The organism is Oscillibacter sp. PC13 (assembly GCF_900115635.1).
GTDB lineage: Bacteria > Bacillota > Clostridia > Oscillospirales > Oscillospiraceae > Oscillibacter.
Genome location: NZ_FOXE01000001.1, coordinates 61,008 through 76,043, shown reverse-complemented (window position 1 = coordinate 76,043; position 15,036 = coordinate 61,008). Strand labels below are relative to the sequence as shown.

The window sequence follows — 15,036 nt, the reverse complement described above, 5'->3', positions numbered from 1 at the left end:
TGCGGGCATAGCTCATCTGGTAGAGCGCCACCTTGCCAAGGTGGAGGTAGCGAGTTCGAGCCTCGTTGCCCGCTCCAAGCCTGATGCCCACACGAGAGTGTGGGCATCACAGCTCAAAATTTGGTGGAGTCTTTTTGAGAAGGCTGCATATAATAGTATATATTTGGTGACATAGCCAAGTGGTAAGGCAAGGGTCTGCAAAACCCTGATTCCCCGGTTCAAATCCGGGTGTCACCTCCAGAAAGAAACCCTGTAACTGCAATGGTTACAGGGCTTTTCTTTTGCCTGTTTTGAGCCGTTTACCCCTTCGTTTACCCCTTACAGGATTTTATACCCCATTTCAGGAGCCGGAAACGCTCTTGATAAATGCCTCCATGCGGTTGGCGCTGGCCTGCTTCATTTGGTCGGTAACGTGTCCGTAAACGTCAAGAGTAAAGGCGGCTGTGGCGTGTCCAAGATTGCCTTGCACGGTCTTAATATCGTCCCCGGAGCGGATAGCGGCCACGGCGTAACTGTGCCGGAGATCGTGGAACCGTGCGTCAGGCCGTCCAATGGTCGCAGCGGCCTTTTTAAAGGCTCTGTACAGTGTCGGCTTTGTCAGGTGGTTCCCAAGTGCGTCCGTAAATACAAGGTCGCTACGATGCCATAACTTGCCAGCAAGGAGCCGTTGCTTTGCCTGTGTGACTTTGTGCTGCTTCAACTGCGCCATGACGAAGGGGGCGGCGGTAATCGTGCGGGCTTTGCTGTTTTTGGTTGGAACAAGCTGATATGCCACCATGCCGCTTTCCTGGTGAAGCTGCATTTGCTTATTGACGGTTAGGATGCCGTTTTCAAAGTCCACGCAATCCCATGTGAGACCCATTACTTCACCTTCACGCATTCCCGTGAATAGTGTTACGATGAAAATATCCTCGTAATCATTGCCACGGATAGCCTTTAGAAATTCTGCAATCTGCGTTTCATCCAATGGCTTGATTTCCTGCTTTTTCGCCTTTGGCAGCTTGCAGAAATCGCCGTCAGCGGGATTGAGAGGGATATAACGATTTATGACAGCTTGCCGGAGAGCGCCATGCAGAACGCCGTGGACATTCTTCACCGTTTTTGCAGAGAGCGGAGCGCCCTCATAAACTGTCTTTCCGTCCTTTTTTACGGTGTTCCCGTCTTTGTCTTTCTTCGGAACCTTCTTCCCGCTTTTCAACAGGGTATTGAAATATTTCTGTACGGTGTGCGTGTCCAGTTCGTCCAGCTTCACAGCAGCAAGATAAGGCTTGATGTGTAGGCGTATATCGTCCTTATAAATTTTGACCGTGCGAGGCTTTACGCCCTCCAGATAGGTGACTGCCCAGATGTCCAGCCATTCACCCAGCGTCATTTTGCAAGGCTCAATATATGCCTTGTTATCAACGGCGGCAACGGCCTGGGCCAGCTTTTGCCGGACTTCCTTTTGCGTTTTGGCGTAGACTGATTTTCTGATAGGTTTTCCTGTTCCTGGATCGTGGCCCACAACAAAGCGGGCTTCCCATGTGCCGTCTGACCTCTGCCGGATGCTCCCGGCTCCAGCCGCTGCACGGCTATTCTTTGTTCGTGCCATAGTTGATTTTCCTCCTAATTTTGTGTATTATGGAGGAGCAGTAGGCCGTTCAAGTTTACTGCCCCTTATACCGCTCTTTGGTGTTCCAGCACCAGAGGGCGGTTTTTTAACTTTTTATCTTTTCAAAGTATTCTTCTATTTTTTCTTCAGTGATTTTATTTGCGCATGATTCAACCCATCTCATAACGCTTTTTTCAATTTCCCATGCACTATAACTTTCTGAAATGGGACGGCGGTTTTTCAAGTATTTTTGACGTTCATCCTCTGTTTCAATTTTAATCCGATGCGAAATTCCGATTTTTTCATAATTGATTGGCAAAGGTGCTTTTTCAATAAACGAGTCTCTGATATTCATACTTATATAGTTTCCTATTGACCTTAAAAACTCGAAGAAAAATCTTGAGGAAAGGAAATCATTCCATATTGGAATATAAAACTGCCATAATCCGCCGTTTCGTATTTGCCCATTTCGAAGGCAATTGGCGTTTTCTTTTAATCGTCCCCATAATTCAGATTGCATTTTTGCAGCATCTTCGCTCATACAGAGATCGGATGCTGTGATTCCATTAACTTTAGAGTCTTTATACTCTGATAGGCCAAGCAGCCAATCAGCTGAAACGCTGCATTTCTCTGCAATTGTTTTTACGCCTAGCGCATCCGGGATTCTCTTTCCTGCTGCATAAAATCCAACGGTTGCCCTGGACATTCCCAGCTTATCAGCAAATTCTTGCAACGTCATATCGCCCATCAGATCGAGAAACGCCGCCCGGAACTCCGGGAATCGTGGCGCTTCTTCTTTTTTTGCTCTGCTCATATCCATTCCCTCCAAAATAATCTGCATTTGTAAACATAAGCAGATAGTTTTCTCTATCTGTGGATTTTTCTCTTTTTGTTTGCTATAATCTGATTGTAATCTAACAAAGCGAGACTGTCAAGAGAAAGGAGAATGAAATATGAGCGAGAAAGAACTGCATGAGGAAGCCGTAAAAATGCGGCGGGAGTATCAGCGAGAGTGGCGGGCGAAAAACAGAGACAAGGTCGCCGCAAACAACCGCCGCTATTGGGAGCGAAAAGCGCTTGCGAGAAAGGCGGCGGAGAAAGAAAATGGGTGACAATTTGGAAAAGTTGGCATTTACGGTTACAGGATTTGCAAAGGCAATGAATGTCTCTCGACCTACGGTTTACAAATGGATGAAAATTCCCGGATTTCCGGCTCTGAGAATTGGAGGCTGCACAAGGATTCCTGTAAAGGCGGCTGAACACTGGGTGAACAAGCAAGCGGGGGTGATTGACAATGAATGATAGAAAAGAAAATGCCCGCCCTGCTGGTGGCACAGCAGGACAGGCGGCGGAGAACAATGCAGGGTGCAAAATTCCCCAGGACGATTATACAACGGGCACAGGCCCCATTTCAAGGCTTCTATCTCACGGCAGGGAAAACGCGATTCCCCTCCGACACCTTACCGCCATGACCAAACTTGACGGGCGTGCAGTGCGCGCCATGATCGCGGCGGAGCGGTTGGCCGGAGTGCCCATCCTGGCTGATAATTCAACGGGTTATTATTTGCCAGGTGATGATGCTGAAAAGGTGCAGTTTATCCGCAGCATGAAGCACAGGGCGAAGGAAATCGAGCGCGCGGCGGAGGCCATAGAAAAAGCGAAAGGGTGATTTTGTGTCAATCGACTTCAAAGAATTTAAAAGAATAGATTGCCGCGAAGTTGCCCGCCGTCTCGGAATGGAAGTTGACAGGAGCGGGAAAACAAGGTGCTTTCACTCTCCTGGCGATGCAAACCCCAGCTTGCAAATTTATCCTGATGGCTTTAAGTGTTTTCGTGACGGAGCAAGCGGAGATCAGCTTGACCTTGTGTCGCAGTATCTCGGTATATCAAAAAGCGATGCGGCGGAATGGATAGGGAGAGAATTTAACGTGCAGCAGCCGCCAAGTCGAAAGAATGATTACGGGAAATTAGAGCGGGAGCATATCTACCCAGGCGGAACGATTAAAAAATGCATGTACCGCCGCGCTGACAAGTCAAAATACGGCGAATGGTATCACTTGGAAAACGGAAAATGGTTAAAGGGACGTGGCGAAGGCATACCACCGCTGTATCCGTCTTCTGATAATTTGGCTTCACACATTTTTTTGACTGAAGGAGAAAAGGACGTTGATACATGGCGGCGGCTTGGAAAGTCTGCTGTTAGCCTTCCTAACGGAAGTAACAGTAAATGGTATCAAGAATATATGCCAGCGTTCGAGGGAAAGAGCGTATACATCATTGAAGATCATGACACACCCGGCAAGAAATACGCCCAGAGGATGGCCGCCACACTAAAACCCATTGCATCCGCCGTCAAAGTGCTTGATTTATCAAATGCGTGGAAAGAAATCCCGGAAAAGGGTGATACCACAGATTTGATTGAGGCTATGGGCGATGAAGCCGGATTGATGGCAATCCTCAAACTCGCACAGGAAACGCCGGAATGGGAGCCAGTGGAAGATTTGGCGGCTGGAAGAACAGTGAAAGCGGCGGCGGATTTCGGAGAAGACAACACAAGTTTTCTATGGTATCCGTATCTTCCTATCGGTGATTACTCTGTTATGATGGCAGACGGCGGAACCGGGAAAACCGTGCTTTGCTGCAAAATTGCCGCCGATGTTAGCACAGGCAGACGGCTTCCAGGGGATGAATTTGGCGGCAAAAGTGAAAACGTTCTGATTATTTCAGCAGAGGATAGCGGAGAGCAGCTAAAACGGCGTCTGAAGCTATCCGGCGCAGATTTGAATAGGGTTTTTATTATTGACCGCTCTGATTCCATCGGCATGAATTTTTCTGATGGGTATTCTGAATTTGAGAGCACCGTGAAAAGCTGCAAGCCTGCACTCGTAATCGTTGACCCGTGGCATGGATTTCTTGGAGAAAACATTGACATTAACCGTGTAAATGCTATTCGCCCGGTGTTCCAGAAGCTGGCAAATTTGGCAAAAACATGTGATTGCGCAATGATTTTGATTTCTCATGTGAACAAGCGTGCACAGGGAGAAAATGTCAACAATGCAGCCACAGGATCAAGTGATTTTATAAATGCAGCTCGTTCCGCTGTCCGTGTTATTTTCGATGAAATGGATGAAGACTGTAGAATCATGGTACATACGAAAACCAACTATGCGGCCTACGGTCAATCTATCCGCTATCGAATTGTTGACGGTGGCGTAGAGTGGGCCGGTTTTTCCGATATTACAAGGCAGACGCTTGAAGCAGCAGCGCGGCGGAAGTCAACACCCTGGGAGATCATGCAGAAAACAGAGGAGCAGGAGACCGTCAACAATGCTTTGGTGGTTGCTCTGGAGCAGTCCGCAAATCAATTCGTTGCATCGCGGTATTCTTACGATGAATTCAAGAAAGATCATGGTGATTTGATTTTTGGAGGATTGCAGCCGAAACGGGCGCTTGATTCTGTGAAGGAAAGGCTTTCCGATGATGGGTATTTCTTAAAGACCGGGATACAGGTAAAGAAGAACGGCTCAAAGGGAAATGGATTCATGGTGCAGCGAATTGATACCACCGTTGCAGAGCAATCAATGATTTGAGCGGTACACAAAAATAATGAAGCGGTACATGGTTTTTGTTAGGATATGTTTTTATGTACTTTATGTACTTCGTATCCGAAGCGTACCAAAGTACATGAAGTACATGAAATTATGCTCAAGCAAAACAACGGCGAAAATCATGTACCGCAGAAAGGAAAAACATGGAGAACAAACAACATTCAAGATATGGAACCGGGGCGGATTGCCCTTTGCTTATGATGGCGAACTACGAATACCCTGAATGCCGTGGTGCTAATTGTGCGTGGTGGAGTGGGAATTGTTGCTCCGTTCAATCTATCTCAATGAATACGGGTGACATCGAGAGTGTGGCGGATGCCTTGTATGAGCGGTAAAAGATCACAGAGAAAAGGCCGCGCCGGAGAGCTGGAGCTGTCCCGTATTCTCCAGGGCTACGGATACCCGGTTGAACCGGGGCAGGCTGTAAGCTATGGGGCCACGCCGGACTTGACCGGCCTCCCCGGAATACATATCGAGTGTAAGAGGGCGCAGCAGCAAAGCCTTTATGGGTGGTTGGAACAGGCCCGCCGCGATGCTGATAAATTCCACGATGGCCTCCCGGCAGTATTCTGGAGGAAGAACCGCTGCCCGTGGTTAGTTGTGATGGATTTGCGGGACTGGATGAAGATGTACCAGTGGGGTGAGTTAGGCTCACATCACCGATGAAAAGGGTCGTAATCTGATTCCGTCCCATCACTGCAGGTGCCTAACGAAACGTTATACCCCCACTCCAACACGTGCAAAAATGACCGCGTTCGTTTACTGGTGACGGACTATTTTGTCCGAAACTGCGCGGCGGATGCAACCCGCTCTTTTTTGAGCAAGTTGCTATCTGGGACAAGGGGTCTGTAAATTACCGTCCCCTTGCCGCATTACTGCTTCATCCGGGGTGTCGTAAAACACGACGTGCCTATTCGGAAAAACAGCCGAAAAGGGGGGTCGGTCAAATCGACATCCCCTGGAGGAGACCAGAATGTAAATTTACCCGAAATCGCCAAATCGGAGATTTCCGAGGCCCTAAAAAGAGAGGTTGTGAACCGTGATTGAACCACGGAGGAACGAAGGAAAATCTACGCCCATTCAATACGCTTTCGCCGGAGGAACACCGGGAGCTGTCCCGCCGCGGCGGTATCGCCAGCGGAGAGCGTCGGAGGTATCTGGCTGATCTGCGGCTTTCTATGGTGGAGACTCTGGCCGGGGCCGATCTGGCGCGGGAGACCAGGGAGGAATACCGCGCGGCTATCAAGCGGTATGTGAATGAGGAGCGGAAGAAGGCGGCACGGCTGAAAATGCCAAAAGAAAAGAGCTGACACGATTCCGAGCCTCATTTCTGAGACTATGGCGGACACGACCAGCTCCATGCCTATTATATACCACATTTTCTGGATGGATTCAAGCGTTTTGCCGATTTGAGGAAAGTGGCACAAAAAGAGAGTCGACACACCGTCTCGCCCTTCAAAGAAGGGGTCTTGGACAGCGACCGGCTCTCTGATTATGACATACCATAAATCACAATAAAATGCAAGTAACAAAAATAATTGTAGGCCATGACATGAAAAAAGGAGCCTACCGCCATCACACCCCATTTAAGAGGATCGCAGACGACAACGATGTGCTCCAGTAATTATTATATACCACGAATTCCTTGAAAATGCAAGAAAGTGTGAACATAAAAAAAGAACCACCTCCGCCGCGTGAGGTGATTCCCTTTCTGTAATGTGCTATTGTCAAACACATTCTATCACGGGGAGGGTGCTATTGCAATGACAACGGACGAGATCGCGGCGGCGGTACAGGCCGGGGAAGCTGACATTCTTGAATTATGGCGGGCTGTTGAGCGTTTTGTGTGGAAGATGGCAAGGAGAAAAATCGCGTCCCTTGATGGTAAACGCGGAGTAGATGTTTTTGACCTTGCTCAGGTCGGGTTTGTTTCAATGCTGGAAGCGCTTAACAGATTCGATGCTGCAAAGGGCGGCTCATTTATCGGGCAGCTTTCTATGTCATTGAAAACAGGCTTTGCAGAGGCCACAGGATGCCGCACAGCACGCGCATTCAACGAGCCTTTAGATAACTCGATTAGCCTTGAAACACCGCTCACAGACGAGGAAGACGGCGATGTTCTGGGAGATTTGATAATAGACCCGGCGGAGGAATTGGCATTTGATGATGTGGCGGCGGCAGACATGGCGCAGCGGCTTCATGAAGCGCTTGAAACTGCCCTTGAGACGCTTCCAGAGCTGCAGAAAACAGCCATTGTGAAAAGATATTACATGGATGAAAAAGCCGACAGTAAGGCCCTTAACGCTGCCTTGCGGGCGCTCCGGCATCCGAGCATATCAAAAGGGTTACGGGGGTTTTTATGATATGATTCATCTTTTCGATGGGAGATTATGGTATTGCTGCCCGCATTGCGGCAAGAAGTTTTTCCCTGTTTCGCCCGATGCTGCTTGTCATGGCATTTTTGTCACCTGCAAACAATGTAAAAGGGTTTTTGAAGTTAAAATTTCTTGCAATAAGCGGCAAAAAGGTGTTGATTTCGGGGTAGAAAAGTGATATAATAAAAAATATTGTTGTGTGCCTGTGAGCCTATCGAATCGGATTTCCATTCCGATTTTGGTAGGCTCATTTTATTTTATGACGTGGAAACACGCAGAAAGGAAGCAAAAATGTATTTTGTAAACACTCTCAGAACCACCACTTTAAAGCACTTGGGAGACCTTGCAGAGGTTGACGAGGTACTGGAAGCCTGTAACCGCGAGAAGCATTGCTATTCCGATGAATATTTCAAGGCGAGAATTGCGCCATTGAAAAGCAAGCGTTCCGACATCGTGGACGCCGGAAAGAAAGCTGTTAAGTATCTTCTTGAGCAGTATCGGGATGACGTTATTGCCCGATACACGCCGAACGGAGACGAACTCACGCCGGACGCCGCTGTTTTGACTTCTGGCATGAAGCTGGACAAGACCGATCTTGAGCGCATTTTCGACAAACACCCGGGAAACGTGACTATGCAGCGGCTTGTAAGCGAATACGCCAGACAGCACGGCGTAAATGATTTTTCCCGCGCGTTTTTCTCTGAGCAGGATCGTATTACTGCGGCTGAAAGGCTTGCCCTTTACGCAGAGGGCGCCCTTGATGACCCCTGGAGAGCATCGTTTATTACGGATGACAAATATTTTGACAAAATCCAGACGGACGCCATCCGTGGAGAATGATATGGAGGGATATGCAACGTGAGGTGATATGCAGGTCAACACCCCAGGGAAAGCCTGGGCGCGATATGGCAGGGCTACCAACCCAGCCGCCAAAGCCCCGGTATAAAGCAGCTTACCGGGCCACCGTCCGAGGTACTGTGCCGGTGATTTGCGAGAAGTGCCAAACTCATGTCGTTCTCATAACATAGAAAGGGGAGCCGCCCGACGGGGTAGCTCCCTTTTCGCATATAATCGCTCTGTGAGCGTGTTTTGTTTGCGCGAAAATACAAAAAATGAGCCGCCCCCCCACCAAAACGGGCGGAGGTTCGGCTCACGTTCCGGGAACAAGTTCCCTCGTTAATAGTATATGCAAAAATGCCAAAATAGTCAAGCGATTCTTGAAAGAAGTCCGCAGTGTGGCGATGGTGCATCTGGTTGGTATATCAACAAATGCCGCTCTTTCCGGCGGCGGCTCTCTGGCCTTGCAGAAAACCATATTTAAAGGCCATCAGCATGCGTTCCATCACATCATCAGAAGATTTGTGAATGGCCAGCGCCGTATTCCAGTCCATTTGATAGATATACGGCACATCGACAGATTCAACGGCCTGCAACGGATTCTCATTGCTCATACCGCCGCCTCCTTCTTGCCGTCCTTAACGCCCTGCTTATAAGCGCGGTTTGCGATGGAAACAATTGCAAGCGCAATCTCGACCATATTGTCATCTCCGCCATTTTTGCGGACAATCTTGAGGAAAACATCTTGATCAATCGGGAATTTCAACTTGCTCACTCCTTTGTAATCTCATCCACCAACAGGCGGACGGCCCTCTCGCACCGTGCTTCAGAGCACAGGGCGTTTTCGTAGATGGTGTATGATCCATCCTTGTTAATGGCCGCCACGGCCGGGATGGTATCATAAGGGAAAGGAATTCGTTCAATTATATATTCCATGTGTTTCAACTCTCTCTGTACATTTTCTAGGGGCCGTGGTACAATGTAAGCACCCGGCCCCCCTGTGGCCTGGTTAGATGGTCTCTTGTGCTTTGCTTTGGTCGGCGTGAGCACAAGGGGCCTTTCTTTTTGGCTGCTCGATGAAGTCCACCAGCCGGAACAGCAGCCCAGTGAGATAAATCGCTCCGGCGATGGATGTTATCATCCCCATCATGCCACGCAGAAACGGCGGGTGGTGGTTTCCTTCGTGAACCGCTCCGCCACATCCGGCAGGGCCTTTTTAAGGGCCGTGGTGTCGATTCTGGAGGAGGTGACGGCCTTCCATGTGATTTTATACTCCCCGGCCTGGATGCTCTCAGAATCGCCCATAGCGGCCTTTATGGCGTCCTTGATGGTCTCGGCTTCCGCCTGTGCTTCCTCGATCAGGGCTTGGAGCTGGCGCAGCTCCCGGGCTTTCGCTTCGATTTCGTTGATACTCATTTCATTTGCTCCTTTCGTATTTTGGAAGTGCGGCGGCGGTACAGGTACTTTCCGGAACGTCACCGGCCCTCACTTGGCAGGCCCGCCGCGCTTCTTTTGGACTTGAGAGATTGTAGATGGAATATCCGATTCGTCCTCGGCCCGTCCGTCGCAGCTCTCTTGTCCCTTGCTGTGATTATATATTACATCAAATTTCGGTGTAATTCAATTGGCATATTACACATATTTTCAGTGTAAATACTATGCAATATTACACTTGCATTTCGTGTATTATTGACGTATAATGTGTACAGTGGAAAAGAGGGCGAATACGAAAAGGCCCCTCCACAACAGGAAAGGGGGCGCTTTTATGCCTGTAAAGTATAAAATTGATGTTCTACCAGCACTAAAAGAAGCGGGATATAATACCACGCGGCTACGGAAAGAAAAGCTACTTGCTGAATCGACAATCCAGCAGCTCCGCAAAGGTGATTTAGTATCCTGGGCCAATATATCCCGTATTTGCTCTATGCTTAACTGCCAGCCTGGGGACTTGTTGGAGTACGTCCAGGACGATGTAGTTGTTAATGAGTGAGAGTATGAGCTCAGATGTGTTGTGGGACAGATTTTCTGGATGTCTCGCAGAATATGTCGATAACTATTTACTTAAAACTCGCGGCGGCGGAAAATTCGGCATTAAGCCATCCTATGAGGTTGACTATGAAATATCGAACCCAGACAGCCTTTTCGATGACACATCGTTTGATGGCTATTGGGTGCATAAGGTTGCAAGATGCAGAAACATCAACGACCTTGAGCCTGGATTAAAAGAACTGGCTATCCAGTTTTTGCCTAAATTCTTTACGCAGTTCCCAGAATATAGAACTGAGGAATGCTTGAATGTGAAGAGCGATGGAAATTAACATTACTGATAACAGCGAACGGGACAACGAAAAAGCCGGGGAGTAGCATCCCCGGCAAATTTTTTGAGTTTGTTGCACACAAACGTGCAATTCTTGGCCGTTTGCAACTATAAGTGCATACTATTTTTGAGACTGCTAAGATTTACAAATTTGCAAAAACAAGAAAAAAACATTGACGGATGATGCATTCCATGCATATAATCACATTGAGAAAGATTTTCCTTGACTTTTTCAGCCTTTTCTATTATACTATGCAATTCCGCGCGAGGTGGTCCATACAATATTGTGATGCAAAGCGCATGAGTTATTGTAATGACGGAAAACATATAAATACATTTATAGTAAAAAAGTGCAAATTTTAATAGGTGGTGAGAGAAATGGCCACAGTATTTGATGTCGCAAAATATATTTTAGAGTCTATGGGTAGCATTAGCACATGGAAATTACAGAAATTATGCTACTATTCACAAGCATGGTCCCTTGCGTGGACAGAACACCCACTTTTCCAAGAAAGAATAGAGGCGTGGGCAAACGGTCCAGTATGTCCGGCACTTTTTCGAGAGCATAGAGGCCAGTTTATGGTTTCCGCTAAAGATATTACTTTGGGAGGTGTCAAAAACTTAAATAGTGATCAGAAAGATACTATTGACAAAGTTTTAGCACACTACGGTGACTGGGAACCTTATGAACTAAGAGAACAAACTCATAGTGAAGATCCCTGGAGACTTGCGAGAGGAGATACGCCGGCCGGCGCACCATGCTCCAATGAAATCACACAGGAAAGCATGGGCGAATACTACGGGAACCTATAAGGTATGAGCAAGCGTAAGCACGAAAAAACAGTAGTTGGTTCGAGAACTAGTCGAGGGAAAAAAGAAGTTTCCGGAAGGAAATATAGCACGGACAACAGTAAGGTTATCTGGTGTTTTGACAACTTGGATACTGCCGGAGCGTTTGCATTTGATTTGGCTAGAATCGACTTTAATCATAGGGAAGTTCTCCAAAAAATTATTTCATATAGCAATATGACATGGAGTGAAGTGAAAAGGCAAACTCATGACAACGGAAAGTCAAAGCACCATTTTTTGGATATTGAATCGCTAAGTAGCGATGCGACATGTCGTATTCGTGCAAAGCGTTTAGAAGAACGTTCTGACTCAATCTTCTCGTTCGCATTACAGAATAAGCTCCGAATAATAGGATATAGAGAAGATGAGAAATTTCATGCAGTGTGGTTCGACCCTCAACACGAGTTTTGTCCAAGCCACAAAGGCTGATGTGTTTTTTCTGAATAACAAAAGATGTCTGGGGAAGGCAGCAAGTCTTCCCCAGATTTTTTGTTGGTTAAGATGTGGATAGTTGTGGTGCGTTTAGAAATTTACCCCATCTTTTACCCCTTACAGCTTTTTCAACATTTTACGGCATTTTACGTATAAGCCCTGTAAGCATTGAAAATACAGGCTTCCTCTAATTGCCCTTTACTGCATTTTACACGCCTGGTTCAATTCAAATCCGGGTGTCACCTCCAAAAAGAAACACCAGCCATTTGGCTGGTGTTTCTTTTTGGATTCCTGGGAATTTTAAAATGCTCGGGGTCGGCAAAGCTGCCCCTGCGCAATTCTCCACTGCACTCCGAATTTACGCCGCACTCGCGGCGCGGCCCAGAAGGGCCGTTTGAGGGTCTGGCAGCGGCATCTAAAGTGTTCAGACAAGACAAGTGAATGAAGTCCGTTTTTCAAACATTTTTGTTGAAAAACGGACTTCTTTTTTTCGGAAAGCCTTGTGGGATCAGGGCTTTCCGATTTTCCTTTTTACGGAGCGTTTCATCGAAACTTCAAAAACGCCGAACGATTATTTTTATGAACAGCCGCTATTTGAAAACAGCTTTTCTATAAAACGGCTTGATAGGCATCTTCAAAAGCCTGCGGTGTCTGATATTTCAGCGTTTGGTGCGGCCTGACTTCGTTGTAAAACTGAATATATTGCTCCACACTTATACGGAAGTTCTGTTCTGAGGTGTATTCCTGGCGATACGCCTCTTCGTTTTTGAATGAGGCGAAGAATGCCTCGGCAATCGCGTTATCATGTGGCCGGGCCGTAGCTGAAAAGGACTGCTTCATGCCATGCTTTTGAAGCAGCTGTGTAAGAGCGGCGGAAGTATATTGCTTTCCGCGGTCACTGTGAAAGGTCAGGCTTTTCGGCCTGCCGCGCTCCTGATAGGCGTTCTGAAAAGTAGTTGTGACCAGATTGGTGCTGGCATTGCGGGAAACGCGGTAGCCTACAATTTTGCGGGAGTAAAGGTCAAGAATAGTGCAGAGATAAACCCAATAAGGATTGACCTTGAAATATGTAATGTCACTGACCCAGATCTGATTCGGGTGCTCTGCGGAAAATTGCCGTTCCAATAAGTTCTGCTTTACATACTGCTGCCGCTTCTTCAATTGCTTCTTTGCGTCTGGACGGATGCTGTGCAGGTCCAGTTCCTTCATAATGGCCGAGATACGTTTTGCGCTGACACGGATGCCGCTTCCGGCTAAGATGGCGCGAATTTTCTCAGAGCCAAACCGTTGCCCGTTATTATCGAAAATCTGCTGCACCTTCAGCATGAGCTGCGCCTGTTCCGCTTTACGGCTGCTTCGATCCACACGCCGGAAGATATGGTTGTAAAAGATGCCGCGGGCAACATCCAGAGCCTCGCATAGCTCATAGACACTGTACTGATTATCCAGTTGATGATAGATGCTTTCCAAGGTCGTAAGCTTTTCCAGCAAAGGAATTTCCGTCAGGTATCCTGAAAGGCGGATAATTTCAAGTATATGTTCCGGCTTTTGCAGCCGCCGGGAAATCGCATCGAATTCTTTTGGCGTATATGTGCGTTGTGGAGTTTGGAGCGAGCAGTATAGTTTGCGCCAGTGGTAGATAGTGCTTTGCGAGATGTGTAGTTCTTGACTTAGGCATTTGATTTCTTCGCCTTTTTCGTAACGCTGGATGACTGTTTGTATAAATATTTTTGGGTATTGTATAGGCATAACCGAACCTCTGTGTGTAATACGGTTATTTTAACTGAAGTTCCTGTATTCTTGTTATATTGCGGGACATTTGATATAATAAATTCTACAGAATTCAAAACAGAAATGATCCGTTCATAGGTGTGATGGGAGCTTTCCATATGGAAAAGAAGTATCAAGTATTTGTCAGTTCGACTTATGACGATTTAAAAGAAGAGCGTTTGGCTGCAATTAATATTCTTTTAGATAACGGTTGTATTTCAGTTGGAATGGAACAATTTCCTGCTTCTGGTCTTGGCATAATGGAATACATTGAAAAATCCCTCATTGACTGCGACTACTACATTCTGATTTTGGCAGGGCGGTACGGAAGTTTAGATTCAGATGGCATTGGCTTTACAGAAAAAGAGTTTATCTGTGCTCAAGAACATTCCATCCCAATATTAGTTTTTTGCCATAATAACATAGACTTACTGCCAGTTTCAAAATGTGAAGGAACAGATGCCGGAAGGCAGAAGCTTAGAGAGTTTAGAAATAGGGCCCTGAAGAACACTATGGCAAAAATGTATTCATCGGTTGATGACTTAAAGACTAAAATTGCTACATCTATCAACAGAGCGAAAACTGACATCCCGAGAGAAGGGTGGATACGTGCTTCGTGGGCAACCACGCATAGAACAGAGTCTAACACTCTCCAATCTCCTGATGTATACCAATTCGAACCGCCTGGGACTTTTGTATCCGTAAGGATGCAGCACACAGAGCAACCATTGTTCTTAGAAGATGACTCCAATTTCAAAATAGCAATCTCTTCAGGAGAAAACTATGAAATTAAGGCGTTGACCAGTGAGGGAAAAACGACAAGTATTGGCCTAATCCCCGATATACCGTTTTTTCCAAGCCAACTCATTCCCGGTCAATACTCACTTCACCATTCAAAACTAAATATCAATAGTAATGGTGGGATTATCTGGAGAGATAAAAACAGGTGTGGTCATTTTTATGGATACCTAGGGATTTTAACATGCTCGGGCGAAATGAATTCGCCCTGCACCGAGGCTTTGCCTAGGCAAAACGCTCGTACAGCGCAAAAGCACCGCCCCACTGTGTGGGGTCCCGGTTCCGGCTGGCATCTATACTGTTTGGACAAGGCAGCTCGGAAATTCCTCGTTTCAAACGAATCCCCGCCTGCGGCGAGGCTTCTTAGTCGGGCAGGGACTTTCTTTGCCTTCGCGACAAACCCGCTCCGCCGGGCTTTGCTGCGGGTTGGGACAGGAGACGCGAAAGACGGAATTTAAA

At 47.2% G+C, this 15,036-nt stretch carries 19 protein-coding genes and 2 tRNA genes; 13 read left to right on the top strand and 8 right to left on the bottom strand.

What is annotated here, in order from left to right; translation table 11 throughout:
- Window position 1 precedes the first annotated feature (1 nt).
- Window positions 2–77 (top strand) — tRNA-Gly (locus tag BMZ81_RS00385).
- Window positions 78–165: 88 nt separating this feature from the next.
- Window positions 166–240, top strand: a tRNA-Cys gene (locus tag BMZ81_RS00380).
- Window positions 241–340: 100 nt separating this feature from the next.
- Here the strand turns inward: BMZ81_RS00380 and BMZ81_RS00375 are convergent.
- Entirely contained in the window at window positions 341–1,591 is a 1,251-nt protein-coding gene (locus BMZ81_RS00375) for a tyrosine-type recombinase/integrase (RefSeq protein ID WP_091127624.1), read from the bottom strand.
- Window positions 1,592–1,697: 106 nt separating this feature from the next.
- Window positions 1,698–2,405 carry a helix-turn-helix domain-containing protein gene (locus tag BMZ81_RS00370; protein WP_177187139.1) on the bottom strand — a complete coding sequence of 236 codons (708 nt, stop codon included), beginning with the start codon at window positions 2,403–2,405 and terminating at the stop codon, window positions 1,698–1,700.
- Between the two features lie 139 nt (window positions 2,406–2,544).
- Between BMZ81_RS00370 and BMZ81_RS00365 the strand changes: the two genes are divergently transcribed.
- The 3 genes from BMZ81_RS00365 to BMZ81_RS00350 all read left to right on the top strand — a co-directional run bounded on the left by BMZ81_RS00365 (window position 2,545) and on the right by BMZ81_RS00350 (window position 5,181).
- Window positions 2,545–2,703, top strand: coding sequence for a phosphatase (locus BMZ81_RS00365; protein ID WP_091127622.1), 159 nt, complete (start codon window positions 2,545–2,547; stop codon window positions 2,701–2,703).
- A 182-nt stretch (window positions 2,704–2,885) separates the two neighbouring features.
- Window positions 2,886–3,260, top strand: a complete 375-nt coding sequence (locus tag BMZ81_RS00355) for a hypothetical protein (protein WP_091127620.1) — start codon at window positions 2,886–2,888, stop codon at window positions 3,258–3,260.
- Window positions 3,261–3,264: 4 nt separating this feature from the next.
- Complete coding sequence (locus BMZ81_RS00350) at window positions 3,265–5,181, top strand: AAA family ATPase (protein WP_091127619.1); 1,917 nt, start codon at window positions 3,265–3,267, stop codon at window positions 5,179–5,181.
- Window positions 5,182–5,538: 357 nt separating this feature from the next.
- On the opposite strand, the gene BMZ81_RS13980 is transcribed toward BMZ81_RS00350, so the two are convergent.
- On the bottom strand, window positions 5,539–5,748 hold the full coding sequence (locus BMZ81_RS13980; protein ID WP_177187138.1) for a hypothetical protein: 210 nt from the start codon (window positions 5,746–5,748) through the stop codon (window positions 5,539–5,541).
- Between the two features lie 494 nt (window positions 5,749–6,242).
- Between BMZ81_RS13980 and BMZ81_RS00340 the strand changes: the two genes are divergently transcribed.
- The 3 genes from BMZ81_RS00340 to BMZ81_RS00330 all read left to right on the top strand — a co-directional run bounded on the left by BMZ81_RS00340 (window position 6,243) and on the right by BMZ81_RS00330 (window position 8,414).
- Window positions 6,243–6,509: a hypothetical protein gene (locus BMZ81_RS00340; RefSeq protein WP_091127617.1), complete on the top strand. Its 267-nt coding sequence runs from the start codon at window positions 6,243–6,245 to the stop codon at window positions 6,507–6,509.
- Between the two features lie 453 nt (window positions 6,510–6,962).
- Window positions 6,963–7,562: a sigma factor gene (locus tag BMZ81_RS00335; RefSeq protein ID WP_091127616.1), complete on the top strand. Its 600-nt coding sequence runs from the start codon at window positions 6,963–6,965 to the stop codon at window positions 7,560–7,562.
- 303 nt (window positions 7,563–7,865) lie between these two features.
- On the top strand, window positions 7,866–8,414 hold the full coding sequence (locus tag BMZ81_RS00330) for a hypothetical protein (protein WP_091127615.1): 549 nt from the start codon (window positions 7,866–7,868) through the stop codon (window positions 8,412–8,414).
- Between the two features lie 422 nt (window positions 8,415–8,836).
- On the opposite strand, the gene BMZ81_RS00325 is transcribed toward BMZ81_RS00330, so the two are convergent.
- From BMZ81_RS00325 to BMZ81_RS00320, 4 genes are all read right to left on the bottom strand, one after another.
- Window positions 8,837–9,025: a hypothetical protein gene (locus BMZ81_RS00325; protein WP_091127614.1), complete on the bottom strand. Its 189-nt coding sequence runs from the start codon at window positions 9,023–9,025 to the stop codon at window positions 8,837–8,839.
- The gene (locus tag BMZ81_RS13975; RefSeq protein ID WP_177187137.1) at window positions 9,022–9,177 is read right to left on the bottom strand and encodes a hypothetical protein; all 156 of its coding nucleotides are present in this window, start codon (window positions 9,175–9,177) and stop codon (window positions 9,022–9,024) included. Before BMZ81_RS13975 ends, BMZ81_RS00325 begins: the two co-directional genes overlap by 4 nt.
- A gap of 5 nt (window positions 9,178–9,182) precedes the next feature.
- Window positions 9,183–9,347, bottom strand: a complete 165-nt coding sequence (locus BMZ81_RS13970) for a hypothetical protein (RefSeq protein ID WP_177187136.1) — start codon at window positions 9,345–9,347, stop codon at window positions 9,183–9,185.
- A 210-nt stretch (window positions 9,348–9,557) separates the two neighbouring features.
- Entirely contained in the window at window positions 9,558–9,827 is a 270-nt protein-coding gene (locus BMZ81_RS00320; protein ID WP_091127613.1) for a hypothetical protein, read from the bottom strand.
- A 283-nt stretch (window positions 9,828–10,110) separates the two neighbouring features.
- On the opposite strand from BMZ81_RS00320, the gene BMZ81_RS00315 reads away from it, so the two are divergent.
- The 4 genes from BMZ81_RS00315 to BMZ81_RS00300 all read left to right on the top strand — a co-directional run bounded on the left by BMZ81_RS00315 (window position 10,111) and on the right by BMZ81_RS00300 (window position 12,006).
- Entirely contained in the window at window positions 10,111–10,401 is a 291-nt protein-coding gene (locus tag BMZ81_RS00315) for a helix-turn-helix domain-containing protein (RefSeq protein WP_347498042.1), read from the top strand.
- Between the two features lie 4 nt (window positions 10,402–10,405).
- Window positions 10,406–10,729, top strand: coding sequence for a hypothetical protein (locus BMZ81_RS00310; RefSeq protein ID WP_143072711.1), 324 nt, complete (start codon window positions 10,406–10,408; stop codon window positions 10,727–10,729).
- A 377-nt stretch (window positions 10,730–11,106) separates the two neighbouring features.
- A complete protein-coding gene (locus BMZ81_RS00305) occupies window positions 11,107–11,541 on the top strand; it encodes a Panacea domain-containing protein (RefSeq protein WP_091127610.1) in 435 nt (144 codons plus the stop codon).
- Between the two features lie 3 nt (window positions 11,542–11,544).
- Window positions 11,545–12,006: a hypothetical protein gene (locus BMZ81_RS00300; RefSeq protein ID WP_091127609.1), complete on the top strand. Its 462-nt coding sequence runs from the start codon at window positions 11,545–11,547 to the stop codon at window positions 12,004–12,006.
- Window positions 12,007–12,618: 612 nt separating this feature from the next.
- On the opposite strand, the gene BMZ81_RS00295 is transcribed toward BMZ81_RS00300, so the two are convergent.
- Complete coding sequence (locus tag BMZ81_RS00295; protein WP_091127608.1) at window positions 12,619–13,758, bottom strand: IS3 family transposase; 1,140 nt, start codon at window positions 13,756–13,758, stop codon at window positions 12,619–12,621.
- A gap of 140 nt (window positions 13,759–13,898) precedes the next feature.
- On the opposite strand from BMZ81_RS00295, the gene BMZ81_RS00290 reads away from it, so the two are divergent.
- Window positions 13,899–15,035: a DUF4062 domain-containing protein gene (locus BMZ81_RS00290; protein ID WP_091127607.1), complete on the top strand. Its 1,137-nt coding sequence runs from the start codon at window positions 13,899–13,901 to the stop codon at window positions 15,033–15,035.
- Window position 15,036: the final 1 nt, after the last annotated feature.

What these genes read in the sequence shown, in the direction of transcription:
- BMZ81_RS13970 (WP_177187136.1), bottom strand. Translation starts at nt 9,347, where the DNA reads ATGGAATATATAATTGAACGAATTCCTTTCCCTTATGATACCATCCCG.
- BMZ81_RS00310 (WP_143072711.1), top strand. Translation starts at nt 10,406, where the DNA reads ATGAGCTCAGATGTGTTGTGGGACAGATTTTCTGGATGTCTCGCAGAA.
- BMZ81_RS00355 (WP_091127620.1), top strand. Translation starts at nt 2,886, where the DNA reads ATGAATGATAGAAAAGAAAATGCCCGCCCTGCTGGTGGCACAGCAGGA.
- BMZ81_RS00330 (WP_091127615.1), top strand. Translation starts at nt 7,866, where the DNA reads ATGTATTTTGTAAACACTCTCAGAACCACCACTTTAAAGCACTTGGGA.
- BMZ81_RS00365 (WP_091127622.1), top strand. Translation starts at nt 2,545, where the DNA reads ATGAGCGAGAAAGAACTGCATGAGGAAGCCGTAAAAATGCGGCGGGAG.
- BMZ81_RS00325 (WP_091127614.1), bottom strand. Translation starts at nt 9,025, where the DNA reads ATGAGCAATGAGAATCCGTTGCAGGCCGTTGAATCTGTCGATGTGCCG.
- BMZ81_RS00335 (WP_091127616.1), top strand. Translation starts at nt 6,963, where the DNA reads ATGACAACGGACGAGATCGCGGCGGCGGTACAGGCCGGGGAAGCTGAC.
- BMZ81_RS00315 (WP_347498042.1), top strand. Translation starts at nt 10,111, where the DNA reads ATGTGTACAGTGGAAAAGAGGGCGAATACGAAAAGGCCCCTCCACAAC.
- BMZ81_RS00300 (WP_091127609.1), top strand. Translation starts at nt 11,545, where the DNA reads ATGAGCAAGCGTAAGCACGAAAAAACAGTAGTTGGTTCGAGAACTAGT.
- BMZ81_RS00370 (WP_177187139.1), bottom strand. Translation starts at nt 2,405, where the DNA reads ATGAGCAGAGCAAAAAAAGAAGAAGCGCCACGATTCCCGGAGTTCCGG.
- BMZ81_RS00375 (WP_091127624.1), bottom strand. Translation starts at nt 1,591, where the DNA reads ATGGCACGAACAAAGAATAGCCGTGCAGCGGCTGGAGCCGGGAGCATC.
- BMZ81_RS00295 (WP_091127608.1), bottom strand. Translation starts at nt 13,758, where the DNA reads ATGCCTATACAATACCCAAAAATATTTATACAAACAGTCATCCAGCGT.
- BMZ81_RS00320 (WP_091127613.1), bottom strand. Translation starts at nt 9,827, where the DNA reads ATGAGTATCAACGAAATCGAAGCGAAAGCCCGGGAGCTGCGCCAGCTC.
- BMZ81_RS00290 (WP_091127607.1), top strand. Translation starts at nt 13,899, where the DNA reads ATGGAAAAGAAGTATCAAGTATTTGTCAGTTCGACTTATGACGATTTA.
- BMZ81_RS00305 (WP_091127610.1), top strand. Translation starts at nt 11,107, where the DNA reads ATGGCCACAGTATTTGATGTCGCAAAATATATTTTAGAGTCTATGGGT.